At 75.1% G+C, this 26,327-nt stretch carries 20 protein-coding genes and 2 tRNA genes; 16 read left to right on the top strand and 6 right to left on the bottom strand.

The window, feature by feature from the left end; translation table 11 throughout:
• Positions 1–1,288: 1,288 nt before the first annotated feature.
• The 6 genes from ACI784_RS07340 to ACI784_RS07315 all read left to right on the top strand — a co-directional run bounded on the left by ACI784_RS07340 (position 1,289) and on the right by ACI784_RS07315 (position 9,366).
• Complete coding sequence (locus tag ACI784_RS07340) at positions 1,289–1,450, top strand: hypothetical protein (protein WP_457012972.1); 162 nt, start codon at positions 1,289–1,291, stop codon at positions 1,448–1,450.
• Between the two features lie 64 nt (positions 1,451–1,514).
• Positions 1,515–2,333 carry a hypothetical protein gene (locus ACI784_RS07335; RefSeq protein WP_457012971.1) on the top strand — a complete coding sequence of 273 codons (819 nt, stop codon included), beginning with the start codon at positions 1,515–1,517 and terminating at the stop codon, positions 2,331–2,333.
• 279 nt (positions 2,334–2,612) lie between these two features.
• Positions 2,613–4,472 carry a hypothetical protein gene (locus ACI784_RS07330; protein WP_457012970.1) on the top strand — a complete coding sequence of 620 codons (1,860 nt, stop codon included), beginning with the start codon at positions 2,613–2,615 and terminating at the stop codon, positions 4,470–4,472.
• Positions 4,473–4,649: 177 nt separating this feature from the next.
• Positions 4,650–6,968: a bifunctional polysaccharide deacetylase/glycosyltransferase family 2 protein gene (locus ACI784_RS07325; protein ID WP_457012969.1), complete on the top strand. Its 2,319-nt coding sequence runs from the start codon at positions 4,650–4,652 to the stop codon at positions 6,966–6,968.
• A complete protein-coding gene (locus ACI784_RS07320; RefSeq protein ID WP_456921260.1) occupies positions 6,968–8,038 on the top strand; it encodes a glycosyl hydrolase family 18 protein in 1,071 nt (356 codons plus the stop codon). The genes ACI784_RS07325 and ACI784_RS07320 overlap by 1 nt, the downstream gene beginning before the upstream one ends.
• On the top strand, positions 8,038–9,366 hold the full coding sequence (locus ACI784_RS07315) for an acyltransferase family protein (RefSeq protein ID WP_457012968.1): 1,329 nt from the start codon (positions 8,038–8,040) through the stop codon (positions 9,364–9,366). The genes ACI784_RS07320 and ACI784_RS07315 overlap by 1 nt, the downstream gene beginning before the upstream one ends.
• A gap of 122 nt (positions 9,367–9,488) precedes the next feature.
• Here the strand turns inward: ACI784_RS07315 and ACI784_RS07310 are convergent, their stop codons facing one another.
• The 4 genes from ACI784_RS07310 to ACI784_RS07295 all read right to left on the bottom strand — a co-directional run bounded on the left by ACI784_RS07310 (position 9,489) and on the right by ACI784_RS07295 (position 13,237).
• Positions 9,489–10,541 (bottom strand): PHP domain-containing protein, encoded by a 1,053-nt coding sequence (locus tag ACI784_RS07310; protein WP_457013060.1) that lies wholly within the window; start codon positions 10,539–10,541, stop codon positions 9,489–9,491.
• On the bottom strand, positions 10,538–11,086 hold the full coding sequence (locus ACI784_RS07305; RefSeq protein ID WP_456921262.1) for a DoxX family protein: 549 nt from the start codon (positions 11,084–11,086) through the stop codon (positions 10,538–10,540). Before ACI784_RS07305 ends, ACI784_RS07310 begins: the two co-directional genes overlap by 4 nt.
• Positions 11,087–11,210: 124 nt before the next feature.
• Positions 11,211–12,647 (bottom strand): phosphatase PAP2 family protein, encoded by a 1,437-nt coding sequence (locus ACI784_RS07300; RefSeq protein WP_456921263.1) that lies wholly within the window; start codon positions 12,645–12,647, stop codon positions 11,211–11,213.
• A gap of 62 nt (positions 12,648–12,709) precedes the next feature.
• On the bottom strand, positions 12,710–13,237 hold the full coding sequence (locus ACI784_RS07295) for a CGNR zinc finger domain-containing protein (protein WP_457012967.1): 528 nt from the start codon (positions 13,235–13,237) through the stop codon (positions 12,710–12,712).
• Between the two features lie 146 nt (positions 13,238–13,383).
• Between ACI784_RS07295 and ACI784_RS07290 the strand changes: the two genes are divergently transcribed.
• The 3 genes from ACI784_RS07290 to ACI784_RS07280 all read left to right on the top strand — a co-directional run bounded on the left by ACI784_RS07290 (position 13,384) and on the right by ACI784_RS07280 (position 14,852).
• Positions 13,384–14,580 carry an MFS transporter gene (locus ACI784_RS07290; protein ID WP_457012966.1) on the top strand — a complete coding sequence of 399 codons (1,197 nt, stop codon included), beginning with the start codon at positions 13,384–13,386 and terminating at the stop codon, positions 14,578–14,580.
• Between the two features lie 89 nt (positions 14,581–14,669).
• A tRNA-Ser gene (locus tag ACI784_RS07285) sits at positions 14,670–14,758 on the top strand.
• 21 nt (positions 14,759–14,779) lie between these two features.
• A tRNA-Arg gene (locus ACI784_RS07280) sits at positions 14,780–14,852 on the top strand.
• On the opposite strand, the gene ACI784_RS07275 is transcribed toward ACI784_RS07280, so the two are convergent.
• Both ACI784_RS07275 and ACI784_RS07270 read right to left on the bottom strand, forming a co-directional pair.
• A complete protein-coding gene (locus tag ACI784_RS07275; protein WP_457012965.1) occupies positions 14,818–15,423 on the bottom strand; it encodes a hypothetical protein in 606 nt (201 codons plus the stop codon). The two genes, ACI784_RS07280 and ACI784_RS07275, sit on opposite strands and share 35 nt — an antisense overlap.
• Positions 15,420–16,079: a hypothetical protein gene (locus ACI784_RS07270; protein WP_457012964.1), complete on the bottom strand. Its 660-nt coding sequence runs from the start codon at positions 16,077–16,079 to the stop codon at positions 15,420–15,422. Before ACI784_RS07270 ends, ACI784_RS07275 begins: the two co-directional genes overlap by 4 nt.
• A 153-nt stretch (positions 16,080–16,232) precedes the next feature.
• On the opposite strand from ACI784_RS07270, the gene ACI784_RS07265 reads away from it, so the two are divergent.
• From ACI784_RS07265 to ACI784_RS07235, 7 genes are all read left to right on the top strand, one after another.
• Entirely contained in the window at positions 16,233–17,471 is a 1,239-nt protein-coding gene (locus ACI784_RS07265; protein WP_456921303.1) for a benzoate/H(+) symporter BenE family transporter, read from the top strand.
• Positions 17,472–17,563: 92 nt separating this feature from the next.
• On the top strand, positions 17,564–19,315 hold the full coding sequence (locus ACI784_RS07260) for a histidine kinase (RefSeq protein ID WP_456921305.1): 1,752 nt from the start codon (positions 17,564–17,566) through the stop codon (positions 19,313–19,315).
• Positions 19,312–20,067 carry a response regulator gene (locus ACI784_RS07255; protein WP_457012963.1) on the top strand — a complete coding sequence of 252 codons (756 nt, stop codon included), beginning with the start codon at positions 19,312–19,314 and terminating at the stop codon, positions 20,065–20,067. Before ACI784_RS07260 ends, ACI784_RS07255 begins: the two co-directional genes overlap by 4 nt.
• A gap of 20 nt (positions 20,068–20,087) precedes the next feature.
• On the top strand, positions 20,088–20,516 hold the full coding sequence (locus ACI784_RS07250; RefSeq protein ID WP_457012962.1) for a response regulator: 429 nt from the start codon (positions 20,088–20,090) through the stop codon (positions 20,514–20,516).
• A gap of 42 nt (positions 20,517–20,558) precedes the next feature.
• Entirely contained in the window at positions 20,559–22,793 is a 2,235-nt protein-coding gene (locus ACI784_RS07245; RefSeq protein ID WP_457012961.1) for an MMPL family transporter, read from the top strand.
• 202 nt (positions 22,794–22,995) lie between these two features.
• On the top strand, positions 22,996–23,766 hold the full coding sequence (locus ACI784_RS07240; RefSeq protein ID WP_457012960.1) for an ABC transporter ATP-binding protein: 771 nt from the start codon (positions 22,996–22,998) through the stop codon (positions 23,764–23,766).
• Positions 23,766–26,306 (top strand): ABC transporter permease, encoded by a 2,541-nt coding sequence (locus ACI784_RS07235; protein ID WP_457012959.1) that lies wholly within the window; start codon positions 23,766–23,768, stop codon positions 26,304–26,306. Before ACI784_RS07240 ends, ACI784_RS07235 begins: the two co-directional genes overlap by 1 nt.
• Positions 26,307–26,327 lie beyond the last annotated feature (21 nt).

Below are 26,327 nucleotides of genomic sequence, written 5' to 3'. Positions count from 1 at the left end.
CATCGCCGTCACCGGGCCCACTGGACGTGCCCTCTTCCGGGGCGGTCGTCGGCTCCTCCGGGTCCGGGGCGCCCGGCCGAGGGCCGGGCGGGGTGGCGGAAGGGTCTTCCCGGCCGGGCGGTTCCGACATCGGCGGGCCGGTGACGACGTCCGGGTCGGCCACCGGAGTGGCACCGGCGCCTTCGTCCGGCTGCCCCCCCTTTGCGGGGGAGTCGGGGGACTCGGTGTCCCGTGGAGGCGCCGACGGGGACGGGCGCGGGGCGGCCTCGTCAGCCGGTGTGTCGCGGGGCGGTGTGGCGGGGGTGTGGTCGCGGGTCTCGCCGGGCGGGGCGGCGTCCGGGGGCTGACCGCGGTCGCCGGTGTCGGCCCGCTTGTCGTCCTGGGCGGATGGGGAGTCGGGCTTCCGCAGAGGCGTGTCCTGGTCGGTGCCTCCGGGGGTGTCGTCCCGCGACTGGCCGGGCAGCGTGGTGTCCGGGGGCTGACCGCGATCGCCGGTGTCGGCCCGCTTGTCGTCCTTGGCAGAAGGGGAGTCGGGGTTCCGCGGAGGCGTGTCCTGGCCGGTGGCGCCGGGGGTGTCGTCGCGGGTCTGGCCGGGCCCGTCGGCGTCCCCGGACCGGTCGGGCGGCGTGGTGTCCCGTGGCTGGCTGCGGTCGCCCGTGTCGGCCGGCTTGTCCCTCTTGGCGGGGGACGAGTCGGTGCTCCGCGACGGGTCGCGGTCGCCACCGGTGCTCCGGCTGGGCGAACCGTTGTCCGTGTCCCGAGCCGGCGTCGACCGAGTGCTCGTCGACGAGCCGTCGTCCCGGGCCGGCGGGGTCGCGTGGGCCGGGCCCGCCAGGAGGACCAGGATCTGCCATGTGCCGACCAGGAGGAAGGCAGCCACGACGAGACGCCGGCGCCAGGACCACCGCGACGTGGTCGCGCGGCACCCCTCGTGAGCGGTCGTGCCCGGCGACTTCTCACCGGACGACCGCACGAGGCTGCCGTCGATCGACACGACGTCTCCTCTGCGTCAGACGAAGCGCACGGGGCGCACGCCCCCGTGGACGTGGCCGTCGCTCGCTGTCCCCTCGGCGTCGGACCCTCCGTCGCGACCGCGGACACTGGCAACCCCCCGGCGCGCCCTGCACGACACGCCACGGCGGGGTCTCACACAGGGTGCATGGAGCAGGGGCGAGGGGTATCGGAACTGTGTCGACCCTTACAGTGCGCGCACCCCTGCTGGCTCCCGGTTCACCGGGGGTGCCGGTGGGCACCTCGACTGCCGATACACGTCGACGTGGAGGTACTCGTGGGCGTTCTTCTCGTGTGGGTCCTGCTCGCGGTCGTCGTCGCCGTCGTCGTGGGCCGGGGCATCCGGCTGGCCGGCGAGCGCGCCGGCGTCCCGGCGTCGCTGACGACCGCCGACCTGCCCGCTGGCTTCGCCCCGGAGGCCAGCAGCGCCCGACGCTGACGGCCTTCCCCGATCGGGTGACCGGACGGTCAGGTTCCGCCACTGACCTGCCGATGGTCAGGGCGTGTGGCTCTGGGTCGTCGGGGGACTGATCGTCTGGGTGTTGTTCGCCCTGGTCGTGGCCGTGGTCGTGGGCCGCGGTATCCGGGTGGCCGACGTCCAGGCCGGGCACGCCCTCCCGGCCGCTCGGACGCGGCGTCGCCGCATCCCGCTCCCGCCGGTCGGGGTCGCCCTGGCCGCCACCGCCGTCGTCCTGGAGACGATCGGCTACGTCGGCCGGCTCACCGGCGCCAGCGGGAGCACCGCCCGGGCCCTGTCGATGGACGCGCCCTACTCCGTCCCCCGCATGTTCGTGGCGGCTCTCTTCGCCGCGGCCGCGATCGCCGCCGTCGCCGGCGCCGCCCGGGCGCCGGGACGGCGCACCTGGTGGCTCGCCGTCGGTGCGGTGGCCGCCTTCATCGCCGTCGTCAAGGTCGGCAGCACCCTCCACGCCGAGGCCATGACCGCGCTCGAGCGGGCGATGGGTGAACCCGCCGCCGTCGCCGTCAGCGTGCTGGTCGCCGCCGGCGTGATCGCCGTGCTCGCCTTCGTCAGCCGGGCCGAACGACGGGACCGGCGCCGCGTGCTCAGCTGCCTGGCCGGCTACGCCGTGGCCTCGGTCGGCCTCTCCGCCGTCTCCGCTGCCGTCACCGGCCGGCTGGCGATCACCGCGACCTTCCTCGAGGAGTCGGGGGAGGCGCTCGCCGGCGTCGCGGTCCTCGTGGCGGTGCTCGTCGGCGTCGCCCCGCGCCTGGTCCTGCCCGCCGAGTGGGTGCTGCGTCGCGCGGCCGACGCTGCCACCCTCGATGCTCCGCAGTCCCAGCCGGGTGCGGCGCGTAGCTGAGTTCTCACCGAGCGCACGGGTACCTCGTCAGGAACGAGTCAGGCTGCCGTGTCCTTGCGCGATCCGGCTGCCTGTTGTATGGGAACTTGAGTGTTTCGACGCGCTCACGACTCGTATGGTGACTGTCAGTGATACAGCGCCGGAACTTGCTGTGAGTCACACCCCAACAGGTTGACCCGCACACGCTGTCGTCGAACAGTCGCTGCCGGGTGATTGCGGGCAAGAGGCCTGCCACCAGCCACATCGCTGCCCGTGCGGATGTGGCGCGGGGGAGTGGACGTGCTGAGCGCAGGCGGCAAGGAGGAGGCGAGCGGTCACTCCGCGTCACCGCCCTCCGCCGTCCCCGCCGCTCTCCGCCGCCCCTCCTGGGCCACCCGCGCACTCCTCGCCGGGCTCTTCCTGATCGGCCTGTCGGCACTCATGGCCGGCACCGCGTCGGCGAGTCCCGGCGCCCACCGCAGCAGCGGGTCCGACGGCTGGTCCGACCGCAGCTGGGACGGCTCCGGCTTCGCCGGCGGCGCGCACCGCTGGGACGGCCACTCCGGCTACCTCGACCGCTGGCACGACGCCGCATGGGGCGCCGACGCCCGGTCGTCGCGCGACGTCCGGGACGGTGGGTCCGCCGCCGAGGCGTCGCCGGAGGGGCTGACGGCCGACGGCGTCGTCGGGCGCGAGACCCTCGCCGCGGACACTGACGCCGTCGCGCCGGCCGACGCCGCACCGCCCGCGCCGCCCGTCCAGGACGCCGCGCCCCCCGTCGTCGAGCCCCCCGCGCCGGCGCCGCCCGCGGAGACCCCCGCGGACACCGGGGACGCCGGCCCGCCGTCGTCCGGCGGTGTAGTCAGCACGCCGCAGTCGGTGCCCCTGCCCACCGGCCCGCCACCGGCCGGCCCGCCGCCCGCCGCGCCGGCCGATCCTGCTCCCGCGCCCGAGGAGCCTGCCCCCGCCCCCGAGCAGCCTGCCCCCGCGCCGGCGCCGCAGCCCGATCCCGTCGTCCCGCCCTCGGGCAGGGACGTCGCGGCGCCGGTCTGCGACGTCGTGGACGGCGTCCTCCCGGAGCTGCCGCTGGGCCAGGTGCAGCCGTGCCCGACCGACGAGCCGTCGACCCCGGTCGCCGGTGGCGGAGGCACCCAGGCCCCCGCGGGCAACGGCTCGCAGACCCCCTCCGGCAACGGCTCGCAGACCCCCTCGGGCAGTGGCGCGCAGGCGCCGTCGGGCAACGGCGCCCCCAGCCCGCTGCCGGGCGCCGGCACCACGCCGCCGCCCGCGGGCACCGGCACCACCACCCCGCCCGCGAGCGGTGTCCAGCCGCTCCCGGCCACCGACCAGCCGCCGGCGTCCGAGCCCGCTCCGCCGGCGGCCCCTGCTCCCTCGTGCCCGGTGACGCCGGCCCCCGACGCGACGGGCTCGACGGCGGCCGGAGCCGCGGCCGCCGCCCTCCTCGGCGCCGTGACCGACCCCGTTCCCCCCGGGACCGGTACCGCACCGGCCGCCGACCCGGCTCCCGCGCCCGTCGTCGACCCGCTGTGCGCCGCCCCGGTCGCGCCGGCGCCCGGCGCCGCGACGCCCGAGTCCTCGACGCCCAAGCCGGCGAAGGGTGCCGAGCCCGCGACCGACGCGACGGCGCCCGGTACGCCCGTGCCCGCGACCGGCGACGTCCCGGTGCTCGTCGTCCTCGACCGCGTCGCCCAGGAGCTGGTCGGGCCCCTGGCCGGGCCGCCGCTCGACGTGGTGTCCCTGACGCCGCTGTCCGAGGTGCTCGCCTCGCCCGCGGCCCGCGACCTGCGCGTCAAGGGCAGCGCCGCGGTCGGTACCGGCTCGGCGGCCGGTGCCCGCGCCACCGTGCCCGCGAGCGTCTCCGACGCCGGGGACGTCCCCGTCGCGCCGCCCGTGACCTCCACGCCGGTACCCCCGGTCGCCCCCGCCCCGGCTGCGCCCAGCGCGCCGTCCACGGGCGGAACGCACGCCTGCTCGTCGTCGGCCGGCTCGGGGGGCCAGAACGATGCGGTCGGCCTGCCGGCGGCGGTGCTCCCGGTCTCCTGGGTCGCGCCGCCCGCGAGCCACGCCGCGCTCCTCTCCTCCGGCATCGCCGGATCGGTCGTCGGGGGTGCCGACGACCCGGGCTGCAGTCCCGACTGACCCGGTTCCCGACCGGCTGATCCCCTGCGCGCCCTGAGCGACGCGCCCGAGGGCAGCCGGTGCTCCGGCGCGCCCGCCCTCCGTCGCGCGGCGCCGTCGACCGCCTGACCCGTTCCCACGGTCGCGCCCGAACCCCCTCACGCCCGCACGCACACCTGCACCCAAGGACTTCGAACCATGAGGCGATCCACGCCCGGCCTCGGCCGCGGCACGGCCACGATCCCCGTCTTCGCCAGCCCCTCCGGGCGGCGTTGGCGACGGCTGCGCGCCGTCCTGCTGACGCTGCTCCTCCTCGCCGTCGGCTTCGCGGTCGTCGCCGTCCCGAGGATCCTGGCCGCGCCGACCCTCGCCGGTGCGCCCGTCCCCGCCGGCCCCACGCCGGAGGACGTCGGCGACGACGCCCCGATCATCGGTGCCGGCCCGCTGGTGCGGGTCGTCGAGGTGCTGCGCGCCGACGGCGAGACCTACGCGCAGGAGCCGTTCACCGGCGAGGTGGTCGGGCGGCTGGACCGCGACGAGCTTCGGACCGTCGGCGACGCCGACTACGCCCTGCAGTTCTACGGGTACGGCCCGCACGTCCACCGGACGATCTCGCTGACCTTCGACGACGGCCCCGACCCGCGCTGGACCCCGCAGCTGCTGGACCTGCTCAGCGAGAACGGCGTGCCCGCGACCTTCTTCGTGACCGGCGAGCAGGTGGCCAAGAACCCGGCGATCATGCAGCGGATCGTGCGGGAGGGCCACGCGCTCGGGAACCACTCGCTGTCCCACGTCGACGTGAGCGACGCGACGGCCTTCCGGGAGAAGCTCGAGCTCGCCGTCGCCGACCGGATCATGCGGGCGCAGACCGGCCAGGCCGCGCCGTTCTTCCGGCTGCCGTACGAGAGCCCCGACGAGGAGACCGTCCGCGAGGACACCACCGGCATCCTCCGGGCCCAGCAGCTGGGCTACACGGTCGCCTCGCACGACTTCGACACGCTGGACTGGGCACACGCCAGCGGCGAGGAGCCCGGCCCCATCGAGATGCCGCCCCTGGGCGACCAGGACAACATCACGATGCTGCTGCACGACTCCGGCGGCGACCGGTCGATGACCATCGCCTACGTCGAGGACCTCATCGCCGAGGCGAAGGCGGCCGGCTACTCGTTCACGACGATGCCGCAGTCCCAGCCCTCGATCGACACGGTCACGGGGGTGTCGGTCAGCCTCTGGGACCGGTTGGCGCTGTGGGGCGCCGAGGTGCTGTTCGTGCTGCCGCCGGACCTTCTCTACGTCCTCTTCGTCGTCGCGCTGGTCACCATGCTCGGCTTCGGCCTGTTCAACGCCGTCCTCGCCGTCGCCCGGGCGAAGCGGCGGATCCGGCCGGTGAACATGGGCCGGCCGCCGGTCAGCGTGCTCATCGCCGCGTTCAACGAGGAGAAGGTGATCGCGCGGACGCTGGACTACCTGCTGGCGTCGAAGTACCCGATCGGCGAGATCATCGTGGTCGACGACGGCAGCACCGACGGCACGTCCGCCGCGGTGCGCTTGGTCGCCGACCGCGACGAGCGGGTGCGGCTCATCCGGCAGGACAACGCCGGGAAGTGGGCCGCGCTCAACAACGGGTTCGCCGAGGCCCGGCACGAGTTCGTGGTCACGCTGGACGCCGACACCCTGTTCACGCCGACGACCGTGGCCCGGCTCATGGAGCAGTTCCACTCCCCGCGGGTGGGCGCCGTCGCCGGCGTCATCAAGGTGGGCAACTACTCCACCAACGTCATCACCCGGTGGCAGGCGCTGGAGTACGTCACCCAGATCGGGCTCGAGCGTGCCGCCGGCGCCCTGCTCAACGCGGTGATGGTGGTGCCCGGCGCGTGCGCGGCCTGGCGCAAGGCCGCCGTCCTCGAGGCCGGCGGGTACGACAACGCCACCCTCGCCGAGGACTGCGACCTCACCCTCGCCCTGCACCAGCACGGCTGGCAGGTAGAGCAGGCCGACCAGGCGGTCGCCTGGACCGAGGCGCCCGAGACCCTCGACGCCCTGCTCAGGCAGCGGGTGCGCTGGATGTACGGCACCATCCAGGCGGTCTGGCGGCACCGGAACATGCTGCTGCGGCCGCGCTACGGCTGGCTGGGCATGCTGTTCATGCCGATGACGGTGGTCACCCTCGTCGTCCCGCTGGTGTTCACCCCGCTGATCCTGCTGGGCGTCGTGCAGACCCTCGCCGATCAGGGCCCGCTCATGCTGGCGCTCTACTTCGGCCTGTTCGCGGTGGTCTACGGGCTGCTCGCGGTCATCGCGGTCAAACTGCTCGACGAGCGCGCCGAGCACCTGCTGATGGTGCCGGTGTACCGGCTGATCTACGAGCCGCTGCGGGTGTACCTGCTGTACGCCTCGCTGGGGACGGCGGTCCGCGGCATCCGGCTGGGCTGGGGCAAGCTCGCCCGCACCGCCCACATGGACGAGGTCGCCACGGCCACAGCCGCGGCGCCGCAGCCGGTGGCGGTGGGCACGTGATGAGCCACCACCGTCGCGACCCGCTGCTGTGGCTCGCGGTCGCCGCCGCGGTCGTCGTCCTCGTCGTCGGGGCCGTCGTCCTGCGGCCGCGGCTGTTCCCGGGCACCCAGCCGCTGGTCACCGCTGCCTGGCTGCCGGTGTGGGACGAGCGCGCCGCGGGGTCGCTCGAGACCGCACTGGACGAGGGCGGGCTGACCGAGGTCAGCCCCACCTGGGCGGCCGTCGCCCCCGACGGCTCGCTGTCGCTCACCCCGCCGCCGGCCGAGGTCCTCGACCGGCTGGCGGGGGAGGACGACGTCCTGCTGGTCCCGACCGTGCAGAACTTCAGCGGCGGGGAGTGGCAGGGGCAGGCGACCGCCGACCTGCTCGCCGACCCGGCACGGGCCGCCGACCACCGCGCCCAGCTGGTCGAGCTGGCGGTGGCCAACGACTGGGACGGCATCGACGTCGACTACGAGTCGCTGCCGCCCACGGCGGGCCCGCAGTACACCGAGTTCCTCGAGGGCCTGCGGGACGACCTGGACGCGCACGGTCTGCAGCTGACCGTCGCCGTCCCGGCCCGCACCAGCGACGACGACCCCACCGGCCTGGCCTACAGCTACCGGGTCATCGGGCAGATCGTCGACGAGGTGCGGGTCATGACCTACGACCACCACTGGAGCACCAGCGAGGCCGGGCCCATCGCCCCGGTCGAGTGGGTGCAGGACGTCGTCGACCACGCCGTCGACCGCGTCCCGAGGGAGAAGCTGATGCTCGGGTTGCCCACCTACGGCTACGACTGGGTCGGCGACACCGGCACCTCCCTCGCGGCCACCGACGCCGAGGCGCTGGCCGAACGGGTCGGCGCCGAGCCCCGGTGGGACGACGACGCCGCCGCGTGGACCTTCGCCTACGAGCAGGACGGTCAGCAGCACACGGTCTGGTACGAGGACGCGCGCTCGCTGCAGCGCAAGCAGGCGATCGCGGTCGAGGCGCGGCTGCGCGGCGTGGCGATCTGGAGTCTCGGCGGGGAGGACCCGCAGGTGTGGAGAACGGTGACGACCACTACGAGCAAGGGGGTGGAGCAGTGATGGCGCAGCGGGACCGGTACATCGACTTCCTGAGGACGTTCGCGCTGATCCGTGTGATGACCTATCACACGTTCGACTGGGCCTGGCTGCCCATGGCCTTCCCGGCGATGGGCATCATGTTCGCCCTCGGCGGGGGGCTGGTGGCCGCGTCGCTGGACCGCGCCGGCTCCGCCCGGTCGTTCTGGCGCAAGCGCGTGCGCCGGCTGCTGCCGCCCTTCTGGGTGTTCGGCGCGGTCGTCGTGGCCGCCATGTTCGCCGTCGGCTGGCGGGTCGAGAGCAGCATCAACACCTTCGACTGGAGCACCGCCTGGCTGTGGCTGCTGCCGCTGTCGGACCCGCCGTACTCCGCCGACGCCTTCGACTGGGTCGTCCCGCTCTGGTACATCCGGGTCTACCTGTGGTTCATCCTGCTCAGCCCGGCGATGCTGTGGCTGTTCCGCCGCTGGCCGCTGCGGATGATGGCGGTCCCGCCGGTCGTGCTGATCGTGACCGTCCTCGGCCTGGTGGAGCTCGGCGGGCGCACCTACGACAACATCGTCGAGCTGTCGATCTACGCCTGCTGCTGGATGATCGGCTTCGCCCACCACGACGGGAAGCTGCGCGCGCTGCCGCTCAAGCGCACGCTGCTCGCCGGGGTCGCGCTGGTGGGCATCGGCCTCTGGTACGCCTTCACGCACCAGGAGCAGTACGGCACGTACAACATCGACGACGTCCCGCTGGCCAACATGCCCTACTGCCTGGGTGCCGTGCTGATCCTGCTGCGGATCTACCCGAGGTTCACCTGGCTGGACCGGCTGCCGACGTTGGGTGCGATCGTGTCGCTGTTCAACAGCCGGGCGATGACGATCTACCTGTGGGGCAACGTCGCGATCGCGATGGCCCCCGTCGTCCTGGCCCACACCCCGATCTCCGGGTGGGACACCGACGGCGCCCGCGGCATGGTCGTCGAGTACATGACCGCGTGGGCGCTGATCTTCGTCGCCGTCCTGGCCGTCGGGTGGGTCGAGGACGTCGCGGCGGCGCGGCGGCCGCGGCTGCTGCCGTGGGACCGCGTCCGCACGGCCGTCCCGGTGCCGGCACCCCGTCCGGTCGCGGCCGAGCCGCGGCCGGTCACCTTCGCCGACAACGTGGCGCAGGCGCTGCCGGCTCGGCCACGGGTGTCCTTCTCGGACAACGTGGCCCGGGAGGTACCGGCCGCCGAGCAGCCGGCCGCACGCTCGGCGGAGCGGCCGGTGGGGGAGGTGCCTCTGCCGCGGCTCGTGCGCGACTACGGCCGCCGGGTCAGCCTGCCGGACGTCTCGGTGCCCGAACCGCGGGGCGGCGTGTGACCGCCGTCCGCCGCGGGTGACCTCCCGCCCGGGTGCGCCTGCCAGCACGGGGGTGGCCGGCCGTGCACCCGGGCGGGACTGCGGACGCCGGCTGGGCGCCGCCGCGGATCAGCCGCCGGCGCTCAGCCGGTCGTCCGGCCGAGGAGCTGGTCTGCCGGCCAGGTGTTGACCACCCGCTCCACCGGGACGCCGACCTCCACCGCGCGCTCGCAGCCGTTGCCCTGCCAGTCCAGCTGACCGGGGGCGTGGGCGTCGGTGTCGATCGCGAACTCGCAGCCCAGCTCGACGGCGAGGGCGAGCAGCCGCAGCGGCGGGTCCAGCCGCTCGGGCCGGGAGTTGATCTCCACGGCGGTGCCGTGCTCGATGCAGGCCCCGAACACCGCCTCGGCGTCGAACTCGCTCTCCGGCCGCGGCCGCTGCCGGCGTCCCTCCCGCTGTTCGCGGGGGATCAGCAGCCGGCCGGTGCAGTGCCCGAGGACGTCGGTGTGCGGGTCGGCCACGGCGGTCAGCATCCGCTCGGTCATCGCCGCCCGGTCCGCGCGCAGGTCGGAGTGCACGCTCGCGACGACGACGTCCAGCCGGCCCAGCAGCTCGTCGGTCTGGTCCAGCGAGCCGTCGAGGTTGATGTCGCACTCGATGCCGGTGAGGATCCGGAACGGCGCCAGCTCCTCGTTGAGCTCCGCGACGACGTCCAGCTGCCGCTCCAGCCGCTCCGGGGACAGCCCGTTGGCGACCGTCAGCCGGGGCGAGTGGTCGGTGAGCGCCATGTACTCGTGGCCGAGGCCGATGGCCGCCTCGGCCATCTCCCTGATCGGGCTGCCGCCGTCGGACCAGTCCGAGTGCACGTGGAGGTCCCCGCGCAGCGCGGCCCGGAACTCGGCGACGTCGTCGGCCAGCGGCACGAGCTCGCCGTGGGCCTCCTCGAGCCGCGCCAGGTACTCGGGCACCTCGCCGGCGTGGGCCTGGACGATCGCCGCCCCGGTCTTGGGGCCGATGCCGCGCAGGTCGGTGAGGGTCTTCGTACGGATCCGCCGGTCGAGCTCGTCGGGCCCGAGCGTGTCGACGACGGCGGCGGCGGTGCGGAACGCCGCGACTCGGTGCGTGGGCTCGCGGGCGCGCTCCAGGAGGAAGGCGATCCTCCGGAGCGCGGCCGCGGGTGGGAGGGGAGCGCTCAGCGGGAGGCCCTCTTCGCCCGCCGTTCGGCCTTCCTGTGCGCCTTGGCCGCGCGCTTCTGGGCCTTCGCGTAGCTCTTCTCGGTCGTGTCGGCCGCCCGCTTCGCCGCCCGGCGGGCCCGGTAGCCGACCGACGGCTTCCCCTCGGTGTCGACCGCGGCGATCAGCAGTCCGCCGAGCAGGCCGAGGTTCTTGAGGAAGTGGATCGTCTGGCCGGCCTTCTGCTGCGGGTCGTCGTGCTCCCAGAAGCGGTGTCCGGCCAGCGTCGTCGGCACGGTGCTCACCGCCAGCGCGGTGGCCGACAGCCGGGGCAGCTTGCCGAGGGAGAACAGGGCACCGGCGGCGACCTTCACCGCGGCGTCGATCTTGACCCACTGCTCGACGTCCCGCGGGACCTGCACGGGCAGCTGCTCGTCGGCCTTGGCGGTGATCGTGTCGACGACCGGCTTGGCGCCGGCCACCCGCGACTGCGGGTTGCGCAGGGTGTCGATGCCGCCGTAGACGAACGTCGAGGCGAGCAGGGGCCGGGCGATCCGGCGGACCAGCATGGGAGGACCTCTCTCATCGGGGACATTGGGTGCCCCGGTCACGACCGGGACACCCCTGCTCGGACCGTAGTGAGATCACCGCCACTCCGCCTACCGAGTCCCACGCCGCAGCGGCTGGTCGCCGTCAGTCGGTGCGGGAGCAGTACACGGTGAGGCAGGCGCGCTTGCCGAAGGCGAACTCCGTGGCCCGCTCGCCGGTCTCGCCGTCGTAGGCCACCTGCTGCGGCCCCGAGCGGGACACCACGCGCACCTCGCGGACCTGCAGGTCGGCGTAGCCGGAGCTGCGGTCGCTGATGCCCAGCAGCGAGCCGAGGACGGCGCGGGTGCGGCTGAACCGGACGTCGGCGCGCAGGTACTGGACGTCGAGCAGCCCGTCCTCCAGTCGCGGTCGCCAGGCGGGGGCCAGCCCGCGCGGGGTGTAGCGGCAGTTGCCGACGAAGAGGATCCAGACCAGCGCCGGGCGGCCGTCGATCAGCAGCGACACCGGGGTCCCGTGTCGGAGCGTGCGGGCGACGGCCACGGTCATCGCCGCCCACTTGCCCATCCGCCCGGCCAGCGCGTCCCGGCGGCGCACCATCTCGGGATAGCTGCCGAGGCTCGCGGTGTTGAGGAACGGCGTCCCGTTGACCTCGGCGACGTCCACCTCGACGGCTTGCCCGGCGGCCACCGCCTCCGCGGCGTGCTCGAGGGTGTGCACGCCGACGTCCCGGGCGAAGTGGTTGAGGGTGCCGGCCGGCAGCACCGCCAGCGGCAGGCCGTGCTCGACGGCGACCGCCGCGGCGGCCGCGACGCTCCCGTCGCCACCGGCGACGCCCAGTGCCCGGGCCCGTCCCGAGCGCGCGGCCTCCGCCAGCAGCTCGGCGACGCCGGTCTCCGGCGTGGTCTCGTGGACCTCGGCGCGGGGCAGCAGCCGCCGGACGTCCTCGGCGGGGTGGTACCCGTCCGGGCCCGACCGCGGGTTCACCGCGACGACCAGCCCCTCCCCCTCGGGCAGCGCCGGCGCCGACCGCGCCGGTCGGACCCGCGCCGGGGTGGTCGGACGCACCGCCCACCAGTGCCGGCCGGCCGTGGCGACCGCCGCGCCCACGGCCAGGCCGGCGACGACGTCCCCCGGGTAGTGCACGCCCACGTGCACGCGGGAGTAGCCGACCGCCAGGCCCACCGGCGCGAGCGCCGCCCCGGCGAGCGGGCTCTCCATCGCCACGCCCGTGACGAACGCCCCCGCCGACGCGGCGTGCCCGCTGGGGAAGGAGTGGGTGGTCAGCGGGTGGTGCAGGAGCTTCTCCAGCGCGTGCCCGGCGAGGTCGGGACGGCGCCGGCTGAACACCTGCTTGAGGACGGCGTTGACCACGGTGCTGGACACCGCCAACGACCCGAGCCCCCGGATGGCGGCCCGCCGCAGCGCGCCGCGACGCAGGCCGAGCAGCAGGCCGATCGCCATCCAGAGCCGGCCGTGGTCGGCGGCGGTGGTGAGCCGGCGCAGCCAGCGGTCGGCCGGCGAGTCGGGCAGGCCCCCGACGAGAGAGTGCAGGCGGGCGTCCCAGTGCCGGGCACTGCGCATGCCGCTGGACGCTAGCGGTTGTGGAGTGGATCCGTCGGGGTGATGGCGACGGATCCACTCCATCAGGTCCTGCGGCGGGCGCGGTAGGCGGCGACGGTCGAGCGGCTGGCGCAGGTGTTGGAGCAGTAACGGCGGCTGGCGTTGCGCGAGGTGTCGACGTAGACGTTGTCGCAGCCCTCGGCGGTGCACACGCCCAGCCGCTGCCACCCGTGCTGGACGACGACCTGCGACAGGCCCATCGCGACCGTCGTCGTCAGCTGCTCCAGGGCCGAGGCGTCCGCGCGGGCGTAGTGCAGGTGCAGCTCGCCGTCGTGGTCGGTCGCGTACGGCTGGGGCGAGGCGAGGGCGAGCAGCGCGTTGAGCCGCTCGATCACCTCCGGCTGGGACCCGGCCACGGCGACCGCGCGCACCAGATCGGCGGTCTCGGCGGCCTGCGTGGCCTCGGCGGGGGAGAGGTCGAGAGCGGTGCCCGGCTCGAACCACTCGTCGTGGGCGCGCAGGAAGGCGGCGAGCCAGTCGGCGTCCCGGTCGGCGTTGGCCAGGTCGATGGCCAGCTCGACGGCGCTGGACCCGTAGGTGTCGTAGTCCATCAGGCTCCCCGGTCCCCTCCGGCCCCGCGCGACACGTAGGTGGCGTATCTCATTTGACTCCCTACCGCCGCGTCCCTAACCTGTAGGTGGCCAACAGAGTTTGGCCCCCTACTCTTCCTCATCTGCTCGTCCGAAGTGGGTTCGTCGTGCGTTCGTACCTCAGCGTCTGGCGGCTGCCGTCCGCCCCGGTGCTGCTCGTGGCCGGTTTCGCCGGCCGGCTGCCGTCGGCGATGGTCCCGCTGGGGCTGCTGCTCATGGTGCAGCAGCAGACCGGTTCCTACGCCGTCGCCGGTGTCGCGTCGGCCGCCTACGGCCTGGCGATGGCGGTCATGGCGCCGGTCCTCGGCCGGCTGGCTGACCAGCGCACCCCTCGCCCGGTCCTCCTCGCCCAGGCCGCGGCCTACCCGCTGCTCCTGGCGCTGCTGGTCGCCGTCGTCCTCGGTGGTGCGCCCACGGCCGCGATCGTGGCCGCCGCCGCCCTCGCCGGGGCGGCGACGCCGCTGGTGTCGGGCACCGTCCGGGCGCTGTGGTCGCGGGTCGACCCGCGGGTGCGCACCACCGCCTTCGCGCTCGACGCCACCGCCACCGAGCTGGTCTTCGTCGCCGGCCCCACCGTCGTGGCCGCGCTCGCCGTGCTCGCGGCCCCCGCGTGGGCGCTGGGCGTCGCCGGGGCCCTGGCCGTGGCGGGTGCCGTCGGCATCGCGACGTCCCGGGCGATGCGTGGCTGGGTGCCCGCGCCGGCCGCCGAGCGGGCGCACCCGCTGGCCACGGTGCTCACCCCCGGCATGCCCCGCCTGCTGGCCAGTGGTGCGGCGCTGATGCTCGGCTTCGGTGCCCTCGAGGTCGCCATCCCGGCGTGGGCGGACGCCGCGGGCACGCCGGGCATGTCCGGGGTCCTGCTGGCCCTGTGGTCGCTGGGCTCGGTCGCCGGCGGGCTGTGGTTCGGCGCCCGCGTGGTCAGCGTCTCCCTGCCGCGGCAGTACCGCTGGCTCCTGCTCGGCGTCACCATCGGCCTGGCCCCGCTCACCGCGGCGTCCGGCCCGTGGGTGCTGGGCGCGCTGCTCTTCCTGGGCGGGACGGCGATCGCGCCGACCCTCACCGTGCAGAGCTCGCTGGTCGGCACGCTGGCCCCCACGCACGCCACGACCGAGGCGTTCACCTGGCTGTCGACGATGGCCACCGGCGCCTCCGCGATCGGTGCGGCGCTGGGCGGCGCGCTCATCGACGGTCCGGCCGGGGTCTCCGGCAGCCTGCTGCTGGCCGTCGCCGGGGCCGCGCTGGCGGTGACCGTCACCCTGCTGCCCGGCCGGCGACGGGTGGCCGCCGAGCCGGTCGCCGCCTGATCGACGGGCCGGGGGAGGGGCCCCGTGAACCGCCGTCCGAGGCGCTGGTAGTGTCTCTCCTCGGTGGTTCCGGGGGGACTCGGACCCCGGGAGGCTTCGCCTAGTCCGGTCTATGGCGCCGCACTGCTAATGCGGTTTGGGTTAATCCCCATCCCGGGTTCAAATCCCGGAGCCTCCGCGCACGACAACTGAACACCAGGCACCCGTAGCTCAACGGATAGAGCATCTGACTACGGATCAGAAGGTTAGGGGTTCGAATCCCTTCGGGTGCACGTCTGGTTGAGACAGCACCGCGGCCCTGCCCTCACTGAGGACGGGGCCGCGATGTGTTGGTGGCCCCGGTCGCGGGCTGCGGCGTCCCACCGGGACCTCCCCCGCGGATGCTCGTGCTCTGCCCACCACCGTGGGCAGAGCACGAGCATCCGCGGAGGTACCCGGTCGCCGGGCGGTGCGGCTCACCCGGTCCGGACGGGCAGGTGGACGACGGTCCGCGGCTGCTCGACGTCCGGGCTCGGCCAGCCAGCGCTCGCCGCGGGCGTAGGCCTCCGCCACCCCGGCGTGGGGGCCGCGGTGCAGGACGCGCTCGGTGGGGACGACCCGGCCGGCCGCGGTCACCGGTCCGGTCACGGGGAACCCGGCCTCGACGTCGACACCGGTGTCGGTCATGAGGTAGCAGGCGAAGGGCGGGCCGGCAGGGGTGTGCCCCTGGCGGGAGATGGCCGCGAGGGTCTCCTCGAACGCCGCGCCGAGGAACTCCGGCAGCGCCTCCTCGGCGACGTGCCCGCGCACCACCGTGGCCGGCTGCTGCTGCAGCCTGACCTCCTCGACCTGCTGCGTGCTCACCGGTCGCCGTCCGCGGGCAGTGGCGCGAAGGCCGACGCCGGGTGCGGGGTGCGGGCGTGCTCGGCCTGACGCTTCACCGCCACCAGCGTGGCGCGCTGCAGCTGCCGGACGAACGGGCGCAGCAGCAGCCAGTACGCCCCGAAGCGGCGCCGGGCCGTCGCATCGGTGGTCACCGTGCGGCACTCGTAGGTGAGCAGAGTGCGCCCCGCGCCGTGCGGGTGGAGGGAGAAGGCGGCGACGGTCTTGGCGTAGCCCGGGCGGTCGAAGCCGGCGAACTCCTCCGGGCGCAGGCGCACGATCCCGTAGTCGCGCTGCCAGAACCGGCCGACCAGTCCGACGAGGAACTCCACCCCGGGCGCCTCGCGCAGCGACACCCAGCCGCCCTCCTCGCCCGCCGTGGTGTCGCGGATGCGGAATCCCGGCCGGCGGGTGAGCTCGCGACTGCGCAGCACGTTGGGCAGGTCCCGGACGCCGACCATGAGCCGGGTCAGGGGGTTGTCCATCAAGTCGGCGTCCAGCAGGGCCTCGTAGGTCTCCCGCGGTCCGGCGTTCACGACGATGTGCTGCACGACGTTGGTGTCGAAGTGCGGCATCACCTCGTCGATGCGCAGCGAGGCAGGCGTGACGGTGGCCGGCGGTGCGTCCAGGTCGGTCATGGGGCCACCGAAGCGCCGGGCGCCGGGGTGCGGACAGGGCCTCCCGGCCCGGCCGGACCGGGTCGTGGGGCTCCGCCGTGCCGACCGGCGGAGGCGCGGGCTCGCGGGGGTGCGGGTCATGATGCCGGGGACACGGCAGCGGCGGGGGAGGGCATGGCGGATCCCGAGCACCTGCTGGAGCGCCCCGCCCGGCCGCCGGCCGGTCTCCGGCAGGTGGCCCGCGACCTCGGGGCCGTCTACGCCGCCAACGGCCTCATCGGCTTCGTCTTCGCCGCAACCGGCCCGGTCGCCGTCATCCTCGCCGTCGGCGGCGCGGGCGGGCTCAGCCGCGACCAGTTGGCGTCCTGGCTGTTCGGGTGCTTCGCCCTCAACGGCGTCCTCACCGTGCTGGCCTGCTGGCTGTACCGGCAGCCGCTGTCGTTCTTCTGGACCATCCCTGGCACCGTCCTGGTCGGCCCGGCGCTGACGCACCTGTCCTGGCCGGAGGTGGTCGGCGCGTTCGTCGCCACCGGGCTGCTGATCGTCGTCCTCGGCCTCACCGGCTGGGTGCGGCGGCTCATGGCGGTCATCCCGATGCCGATCGTGATGGCGATGGTCGCCGGGGTCTTCCTGCGCTTCGGCTTGGACCTGGTGCACGCGCTGCAGGACGATCTCGCCCTCGCCGGGCCGATGGTGTTCACCTTCCTGGTGGTCAGCGCCCTACCCGGGCTGGCTCGGGTGGTGCCGCCGCTGCTCGCCGTCCTCGCCGTGGGGGCGGTCGCGGTGGCCGTCTCCGGCCGGTTCGACCCCGGTCCGGAGGCCACCTCGTGGGTGGCCGCGCCGGTGTTCCAGGCCCCGGCGTGGTCGGTGCAGGCGCTGCTGGAGCTGGTCGTCCCGCTGGCGATCACCGTCATCGTCGTCCAGAACGGGCAGGGCGTCGCCGTCCTGCGGGCGGCCGGGCACACCCCGCCGGTCACCGTCATCACCGTCGCCTGCGGCGTCTGGTCGCTGCTGACCGCCGCCGTCGGAAGCGTCTCCACCTGCTTGACCGGCCCCACCAACGCGCTGCTGTCGGCCTCCGGGGAGCGGTCGCGGCACTACACGGCCGGCGTCGTCTGCGGGCTGCTGGCCGTCGTCTTCGGCGTGCTCGCGCCGCTGGCCACCGACCTGCTGCTGGGCACGCCGGCGGCGTTCGTGGCCACCCTCGCCGGCCTGGCCATGCTCCGGGTGCTGCAGGCCTCCTTCGTCACCGCGTTCGCGGGCCGGCTGACGCTGGGCGCGCTGGTCACCTTCCTGGTGACCGTCGCCGACGTGACCCTGCTGAACATCGGCTCGGCGTTCTGGGGCCTGGTCGCCGGCGGCGCCGTCGCGGTGCTGCTCGAGCGGGGGGACCTGCGGCAGGCCGCCGCCTGAGCAGGACGCGGACGCTCGAGTTGCGGTCAGGACCGATCCCCTGTAGAGGAGTGCCGCTACAGTTCCGGTGTGCGCGCGACCCGGTGCCCTCGGTGACCGGGACGCCGGACCAGGAGCTGCTGCGGCGCGACGCGATCCTCGACGCCGCGCGCTCGGCCACCGAACGTCTCCTCGGGGCGGACGACGGGTGGCGCCGCCACCTGCCGGAGATCCTCGGGGCGTTCGGGCGGGCCGCGGAGGTCAGCCGGGTGTTCGTCGCCGACCACGTGCTCGACGACCAGGGACGACTGTGCAGCCGGAGCATCGGCGAGTGGGACGCCCCCGGGATCCCCGTCGCCGGGAACGACCCGCAGCTGCAGGCCATGCCGTACGAGCCCGACTTCGGCCGGTGGCTCGACCTGCTCGGCCGCGGCGAGATCGTCTCCGGCGCCGTCCGCGACTTCCCCCAGGCGGAGCGCGCGCTGTTCGAGCCGCAGGGCGTGATCTCGACCGTCGTCGTCCCCGTGTTCGTGGAGGGCGAGTTCTGGGGGCACGTCGGCTTCGACGAGTGCACCGCCGAGCGCACCTGGTCGGCCGCCGAGCAGGCCGCGCTGCGCACCGCGGCCGCGATCATCGGCCTCGCCGTCCGGCTGGACCGCACCCGCGCGGCGCTGCGGGCCGAGGAGGGCGAGCGCGCGCAGGCCATGGCGCTGCTGGAACGGCGGGTCACCGCCCTCGGCCGGGTCGCCGGGAGCCTCACCGTCGACCAGCCGCTGGAGGTGACCGCCGGCGACGTCGTCCGCGTCCTCGTCGAGGCCGGTGCCGGTGTGGCCGCCGCGCTGCACGTCGTCGACGCGACCGGCCGGCTGGCCGTCCTCGCGACGCACGGCCTGCCCGAGGGGTACGAGGAGGGTCTGCAGGCCACGTGGGCGGCCGGCGCCGACCTGCCGACGACGGCCGCGCTGCGCAACCAGGAGCTGCTGCTCACCCGGGACGCCCCGGCCCGCAAGCTCGCCGACCCGCTCGCCGCGCCGCTGCACCGCTACCTGGACGGCGTGCCGTGGGACACCGTGCTCTCCCTCCCGCTGGACTCCCTCGGCCGCAGCCTCGGTGCCCTGCACCTCTACCGGCCGCCCGGTCCCGACCCCGAGGCCGACGAGCTGGCGTTCCTGCGCGCGGTCGCCGACCAGACCGCCGTCGCCGTGGAGAACGCGCGGCTGCTCGCCGACGGCCGCCGGGCCGCCGCGCTGCTGGAGCGCCAGCGTCTGGCCCGGGACCTGCACGACTCGGTCTCCCAGGCGCTGTTCTCCATGACCCTGCACGCACGCACCGCCCAGCTGGCGATGGCCCGGCTCGGCCTGCCCGACGACGGCCCGCTCGGTCGCACCGTCGGCCAGTTGCGCGAGCTGACCCAGGGCGCGCTGGCCGAGATGCGGGCGCTGATCTTCGAGCTGCGCCCCGGCGCGCTGGCCGAGGAGGGGCTGGTCGCCGCGGTCACCAAGCAGGCCGCCGCGCTCGGGGCCCGCGAGGGGCTGCCGATCCTCGTCAGCGGCCCGTCGGAGCGGCCGGTGCTGGCGCCCGAGACCGAGGAGCACCTGTACCGGATCGTGCTCGAGGCGCTGCACAACACCGTCAAGCACGCGCGCGCCGGCGCGGCCGGGGTGACCGTCACCGCTGACGACGGCCTCACCGTCGAGGTCGCCGACGACGGCGTGGGCTTCGACCCCGGCACGCGGCGCGCCGGCTCCCTCGGGCTGGGCACCATGCGCGACCGTGCCGCCGCCATCGGCGCCGACCTCGTCCTCGACAGCGCCCCCGGCCGGGGCACGCGCGTCACCGTCCGACTGCCAGGAGGCAGGCCGTGAGCATCCGGGTGTTCCTCGTCGACGACCACCGGGTGGTCCGCGACGGCATGCGCGCGTTCTTCGCGCTCGTCGACGACATCGAGGTCGTCGGCGAGGCCCCCGACGGGCGGGCCGCGCTCGACCGGCTCGCCGTCCTCGAGCCCACCGGGGAGCTGCCCGACGTCGTCCTCATGGACCTGCTGATGCCCGCGCTCGACGGCATCGCCGCCACCCGCGAGGTCAAGCGGCGCTGGCCGTCGGTGGAGGTGGTCGCGGTGACCAGCTTCCTGGAGGAGGCGCAGGTCCGGGCCGCGCTGGAGGTGGGCGCGAGCGGCTACCTGCTCAAGGACGCCGAGGCCGACGACGTCGCCGCCGCCGTCCGCGCCGCCGCCCGTGGGGACGTGCACCTGGCCCCCGCCGTCGCCCGTGAGCTGACCGCGGCCCTCCGCACGCCGCAGGTCGGGGCGGTCACCCTCACCCCGCGCGAGCGGGAGGTGCTGGCGCTCATCGCCGACGGCCGGACCAACCGGGAGATCGCCGCGCACCTGCAGGTCACCGAGCGCACCGCCCGCACCCACGTGAGCAACATCCTCGCCAAGCTCGGCCTGACCTCCCGCACGCAGGCGGCGATGTACGCCGTCCGCGAGGGGCTGGTACGTCATCCGGCCGAGTCCGTCGGCGGGATGACGCAGCCGGAGTCCGGCCTCCTGCCGCATCCGCGCCGCGCGCCGCGCGGTCAGGCTCTCTCCCCGGGTGGGCTCCCGCCCCGCTGAGGACAGCCGGAGGAGGACGTGTGCCCGTCGGTCCCCTCTGGCTGCTGGTGGCCGACGACGACCCGCGGGTGCGCGCGGCGCTGACCGCGGCACTGTCGGAGGTCGGCGGCCTGGCGCTGCTCGCCGTCTGCGGGTCCGCGGCGGAGCTGAGGCGCTGCCTGGCCTGCGCACGCCCCGACGTGGTGCTCCTCGACGTCCACCTGCCCGACGCCGGCACCGGGCTGGCCGTGCTGGAGGAGCTCGCCTCCGCCGCGGTGCCCGCGGTCGCCATGAGCGCCGCCGGCAGCGTCCGCAGACGGGCGCTCGCCGCCGGCGCCGCCGCCTTCGTGGAGAAGGACGGCGCGCTCGACGGGCTGGTCGCCGCCCTGCTCGCCGCCGGCACGGCCGGGGTGTCGGGCTGGCCCGACACCCCGCAGGCCAGCTGGCGGGATGGGCTGCCGGCCGCCTGACCAGCAGATTCGACCACCGTGCGAGACCGACAGGAGACGAGAGTGGACGGACGCGGCAACCTCGCCGCCCGGATGGGCCGGTGGAGCGCTCGGCACCGGAGGACGGCGGTCGCCGGCTGGCTGGCCTTCGTGCTCGCCGCCGTCGTCCTCGGCGGGATGCTGCCCTCGGGTGAGCTGACCCGCGCCGAGCAGATGGTCGGCGCCCCGGCCGAGGCCCAGCGCATCCTCGACCGCAACGGGTGGACCGAGCCGGCCTCGGAGATGGTGCTCGTCCAGCGGGCGGACGGCGTCCCCGAGGCCGCCGCCACTGCCGCGCTCACCGACCTCGTCGCGGGGCTCGACGCCACCCCCGAGGTGACGAACCTGGTCAGCCCGCTGGACGGTGCCCCGCTGGTCTCGGCCGACGGGCGCTCGGCGCTGGTCACCTTCGACATCGCCGGCGACCCGGAGACCGCCGCCGACCGGATCGGGGCCGTCCAGGACGCCGTCGCCGCCGTCGCCGCCGACCACGACGACGTCCGGGTCGAGCAGTTCGGCGGCACCAGCGCCGACCTGGCCCTCGACGCGGCTCTCGACGCGGACTTCGAGCGGGCCGAGTACCTGTCGATCCCGATCATCCTGGCGGTGCTGCTGCTCACCTTCGGCGCGCTCGTCGCCGCCGTCCTCCCGCTGGTCTTCGCGCTGACCGCGTTCGCCGGCGCACTGGGCCTGCTCGGCTTCGCCAGCCAGCTGTGGCACGTCGACGGCAACGCCCAGACCGTCATGCTGCTCATCGGCCTGGCCGTCGGCGTGGACTACTCGCTGTTCTACCTCAAGCGCGAGCGGGAGGAGCGGTCCCGCGGGCTGTCCGCCGAGGCCGCGCTGGACGTCGCCGCGGCCACCTCGGGCCGGTCGGTGCTGATCTCCGGCATCACCGTCATGGTGGCGATGGCCGGCATGTTCCTCACCGGGTTCGCGGTGTTCACCGGCATGGCGGTCGCGACCATCCTCGTCGTCCTCACCTCGGTGCTGGGGTCGCTGACCGTGCTGCCGGCGCTCATGAGCTGGCTGGGGGACCGCGTGGAGAAGGGCCGGCTGCCGTTCCTGCGCCGCCGGCGGGCCGCCGCCGAGGGCCGGTTCTGGCCCGCCGTGCTCGGCGTCGTGCTGCGCCGCCCGCTCGTGGCGGCGGTGGTCTCCGGCGGGCTGCTGGTCGGCCTCGCCGTCCCCGCGTCCGGGCTGTCGCTGCGCAACGAGGGCATTCCCGACCTGCCGCAGGAACTCGCCGTCATCCAGACGTACGAGCGCATCGCCGAGGCGTTCCCGGGCGGCTCCGACCCGGCCGAGGTGGTGATCGAGGCCGATGACGTGACCACGCCCGCGGTGCAGGCCGCGATCGCCGACCTGCGGACGGCGGCGCTGGCCACCGGGCGGATGAGCGAGCCGATCACCGTGCAGGCCAACGACGCGGGCACCGTCGCCGTCGTCTCCGTGCCGCTGGCCGGGGACGGCGAGGAGCAGGCCTCCCGCGACGCGCTGGCTGCCCTCGCCGACGACGTCGTCCCCTCCACCGTGGGCGCGCTGGGTGACGTCACCGTGGTGACCTCCGGCAGCACCGCCTACTCGGTGGCGTTCGAGGAGCTCATGGCCGACCGGACGCCGTGGGTGTTCGGGTTCGTGCTGGTGCTCGCGTTCCTGCTGCTGCTCGTGTCGTTCCGCTCGGTGGTGGCCGCGGCGACCGCGATCGTGCTCAACCTGCTGTCGGTGGCGGCGGCCTACGGCTCACTGGTGCTGGTCTTCCAGGAGGGCTGGGGCGCCGGCCTCATCGGGCTGGACGCGACGGGGCCGATCGTCAACTGGATCCCGCTGTTCCTCTTCGTGATCCTCTTCGGCCTGTCGATGGACTACCACGTCTTCATCCTCAGCCGGATCCGCGAGGGTCACGACCGCGGCCTGCCCACCCGGGAGGCGGTCCGGACCGGGATCACCTCGTCGGCCGGGGTGGTCACCAGCGCCGCCGGGATCATGGTCCTGGTCTTCGCCTGCTTCGTCGCGCTGTCGATGACGTCGATGAAGCAGATCGGGCTGGGCCTGGCGGTCGCGGTGCTGCTCGACGCGACCCTGGTGCGGGCGGTGCTGCTCCCGGCGGTCATGCGGCTGCTCGGCGAGGCCAACTGGTACCTGCCGCGGTGGCTGGCCTGGCTGCCGCGCCTGGAGCACGAGCCGGCCGCCGTCCCGGCGCCGCCCCTGCCGGCCCCGCGGCCGGCACCCGAGGAGGCCACCGCCCTGACTGGCAGCTGATCCCGCCACGAGATCGCCGATCTCGCGCGCTCCGGGCGTCGAAACCGCGCCAGATCGCCGATCTCGCGCGGTCGAGGCCTCACGACCGGTGCCGGACTACGTCAAACCGCCGAGCCCGGGCCCGGCCACCGAGCCGATGTGCCCGCCTCCCGGCGCGCCCACGATCCCCACCGAGAACCCCACCCCAGGAGTTGAGACCGCCATGTCGGCACCCAGCACCACGTCCGTCGCCCGCCCGCCCGCGCAGCCGGAGCCCGCGGCGGCCACCGTCGACGCCGTCAAGGCCTACGGAACGGGGGAGGCGACGGTCCGCGCGCTGGACGGCGTGACGGTCGCCTTCGACCGCGGCCGCTTCACCGCGATCATGGGCCCCTCGGGCTCGGGCAAGTCGACGCTGCTGCACTGCCTCGCCGGGCTCGACACGCTGACCAGTGGCGACGTGCGGCTCGGCGACCGGTCGCTGACCGGCCTCCGCGACAAGGAGCTCACCCTCCTGCGCCGCGACCGGATGGGCTTCGTCTTCCAGGCGTTCAACCTGCTGCCCACGCTGACCGCGGCCGAGAACATCCGGCTGCCGCTGGACCTCGCCGGGCGGACGGTCGACCAGGACTGGTTCGACACCGTGGTGGCCGCCGTCGGCCTGCAGCAGCGGCTGGACCACACCCCCGCCCAGCTCTCCGGCGGGCAGCAGCAGCGCGTCGCCGCCGCCCGCGCCCTGGTCACCCGGCCGGAGATCGTCTTCGCCGACGAGCCCACCGGTGCCCTCGACTCGAGGAGCGGGGCCGACCTGCTGGCCTTCCTGCGCCGCGCGGTCGACGAGTTCGGCCAGACCATCGTCATGGTCACCCACGACCCCGTGGCCGCCGCGCACGCCGACCGGGTGGTGTTCCTCGCCGACGGCCGCATCCGCGACGAGCTGACCGCGCCCACCACCGACGCCGTCCTCGACACGATGAAGCGGCTGGGCAACTGATGCGGAAGGTCGTCCTCAAGGGCCTGCTGGCCCGCAAGCTCCGGCTGGCGCTGACCGCGGTCTCGATCAGCCTCGGCGTCGCCTTCGTCTCGGGCACGTTCGTGCTCGGCGACACGATGACGGCCACCTTCGACCAGCTCTACGAGGGGCTGACCGAGGGCACCGACGTCACCGTGCGCGGGGAGTCGGCGTTCTCCGACGCCACGACCCTCGGCAACACCAGGCCGTTCGACGCCGCGGTGCTCGAGCGGGTCGAGGCGGTCGACGGCGTCGCCGCTGCCGAGGGGGCGGTCACCGGCTACGCGCTGGTCCTCGACAGGAGCGGGGAGCCCGTGCAGCCGGGCGGCGCCCCGACCCTGGGCACGAGCTTCCCCGAGGTGCCCGAGCTCAGTGGCGGGATCTCCATCCGCAGCGGCTCGGCCCCGTCGTCCCCCGGCGAGGTGGTCGTGGACGCCGCCACCGCGGAGAGGACCGGCTACGCGCCCGGCGACGAGGTCACCATCCTGTTCGCCGACGGACCGCGAGCGTTCACCCTCAGCGGCATCCTCGGCTTCGGGGACGCCGACAACCTGGCCGGCGCCACCATGGCCGCCTTCCAGCAGGACACCGCGCAGCAGGTGCTGGGCAAGGTCGGCGTCTACGACACCGTGGCCGTCCGGGCCGAGGACGGCGTCGGCGCCGAGGAGCTGCGCGACCGGGTCGCCGCCGCGCTGCCCGGCGGCCTGGAGGCGGTGACCTCCGACGAGGTCGTCGCCGAGTCCAGCGCCGCGGTCGCCGACGCGCTCGGCTTCTTCACCACCGCGCTGCTCGGGTTCGCCGCGATCTCCCTGCTGGTCGGCGGGCTGATCATCTGGAACACCTTCTCGATCCTGGTGGCCCAGCGCACCCGTGAGCTCGCCCTGCTGCGGGCGATCGGCGCCAGCCGCCGGCAGGTGCGCACCTCGGTCGTCGTGGAGGCGTTCGTCATCGGCCTGGTGGCCGCCGGCATCGGGCTGGCGCTCGGCGTCGGCGTGGCCGCCGGCCTGCGGGCGGTGCTCGGCGTGGCGGGCATCGAGGTGCCGACGACGAGCCTGCAGGTGCAGCCGCGCACCGTCGTCGCCGCCCTGTTCGTCGGCGTGGTGGTGACCGTGCTGGCCGCGCTGCTGCCGGCCCGGCAGGCCACGCGGGTCGCGCCGATCGCCGCGCTCCGCTCGGTGGACGCCCCGGCGCGGCCGATGAGCCGGCTCCGGGTGGCCACCGGGCTGGTCCTCACCGTGCTCGGCGCCGCCGCGCTGACCTGGGCGGTCGTCGACGAGGGCCGGCCGGCGGTCGCCGGCGCCGGGATGCTGCTCACCCTGGCCGGCGTGCTCGCCCTCGCACCGGCCGTCGCCGTCGGCGTCATCCGGGTCATCGGTGCGGTGGTCGCGCGCCTGGGCGGCACGCCGGCGCAGCTGGCCCGGCGCAACGCGCTGCGGACACCGAAGCGCACCGCCACCACCGCGACCGCGCTGATGATCGGGCTGGCGCTGGTCTCCACCGTGACCGTGGTCGCGTCGTCGATGAAGGCCTCGGTGGCCGACGTCATCACCGACAGCACCCGCGCCGACTTCATCCTCAAGGCCGCCGGCCAGGCCTCCCCGGGGCTGCCCCCGGCACTGGCCGAGGGGCTGCGGGGGGTCGACGGGGTCGACACGGTCGCGCAACTGCGGTTCGGCTCCGCCCAGGTGGACGGCGCGGGCGCGTTCGTCGTCGCGGTCGACCCCGCCACGGTCGAGGCCGCCGCGGACCTCCAGGTGAGCTCCGGCGCGGTCGCCGACCTCGACGACTCCTCGGTCCTCGTCTCCGACGGCGTCGCCGAGGCCCGGGGCTGGGCCGTGGGCGATCGGGTCGAGGTCGTCTACGCGCAGACGGGAGCGCAGGAGCTGACCGTCGCGGGCACCTTCGGCAACACCGCCCTGCTCGGCGGGGACTACGTCACCACCCTCGCCACGCACGGCGCCAACGGCGGCTCGCCGCTGGACGTCGCGGTGCTCGTGGCCACCGTGCCCGGGGCGGACCTGGACGACGTGCGGGCCGGGCTGGAGGCGGCCGCGGCGGCGTACCCGAACGCCCAGCTCGACGACGCGGCGTCGTTCACCGAGTCGCAGGCGGCCACCATCGACCAGCTGCTGGCGATCGTGACGATGCTGCTGGCGCTGGCCGTGGTCATCGCGCTGCTCGGCATCGTCAACACCCTGGCGCTGTCGGTGTTCGAGCGGACCCGCGAGCTCGGCCTCCTGCGGGCCGTGGGCACGACCCGCCGGCAGGTGCGCGCCGTGGTGCGCTGGGAGTCGGTGGTCGTCGCGGTGCTCGGTGCCCTGCTGGGGGCCGTCCTCGGGCTGGCGTTCGGGGCCGCGCTGACCCGCGGCCTGGCCGGGGAGGGGCTGAGCGTCGTGGCGGTGCCCGGCGGGCGGCTGGCGGTCTACGTGCTGGCCGCGGCGCTGGCCGGCGTCCTGGCCGCGGTCGGCCCGGCGCGACGGGCGGCGCGGGTCGACGTCCTCCGGGCGGTCGCCGCCGCCTGACCCCTCTGACGGGATCGCGCG

The organism is Geodermatophilus sp. SYSU D01186, assembly GCF_054050215.1.
Note: the sequence above shows the minus strand (reverse complement) of the source record. Positions and strands in the feature narration are given on the sequence as shown.

Excerpts from the sequence above, each read along its gene's own strand:
- ACI784_RS07325 (WP_457012969.1), top strand. The coding sequence starts at position 4,650 with ATGAGGCGATCCACGCCCGGCCTCGGCCGCGGCACGGCCACGATCCCC.
- ACI784_RS07320 (WP_456921260.1), top strand. The coding sequence starts at position 6,968 with ATGAGCCACCACCGTCGCGACCCGCTGCTGTGGCTCGCGGTCGCCGCC.
- ACI784_RS07315 (WP_457012968.1), top strand. The coding sequence starts at position 8,038 with ATGGCGCAGCGGGACCGGTACATCGACTTCCTGAGGACGTTCGCGCTG.
- ACI784_RS07305 (WP_456921262.1), bottom strand. The coding sequence starts at position 11,086 with ATGCTGGTCCGCCGGATCGCCCGGCCCCTGCTCGCCTCGACGTTCGTC.
- ACI784_RS07300 (WP_456921263.1), bottom strand. The coding sequence starts at position 12,647 with ATGCGCAGTGCCCGGCACTGGGACGCCCGCCTGCACTCTCTCGTCGGG.
- ACI784_RS07295 (WP_457012967.1), bottom strand. The coding sequence starts at position 13,237 with ATGGACTACGACACCTACGGGTCCAGCGCCGTCGAGCTGGCCATCGAC.
- ACI784_RS07270 (WP_457012964.1), bottom strand. The coding sequence starts at position 16,079 with ATGACCGACCTGGACGCACCGCCGGCCACCGTCACGCCTGCCTCGCTG.
- ACI784_RS07265 (WP_456921303.1), top strand. The coding sequence starts at position 16,233 with ATGGCGGATCCCGAGCACCTGCTGGAGCGCCCCGCCCGGCCGCCGGCC.
- ACI784_RS07240 (WP_457012960.1), top strand. The coding sequence starts at position 22,996 with ATGTCGGCACCCAGCACCACGTCCGTCGCCCGCCCGCCCGCGCAGCCG.
- ACI784_RS07235 (WP_457012959.1), top strand. The coding sequence starts at position 23,766 with ATGCGGAAGGTCGTCCTCAAGGGCCTGCTGGCCCGCAAGCTCCGGCTG.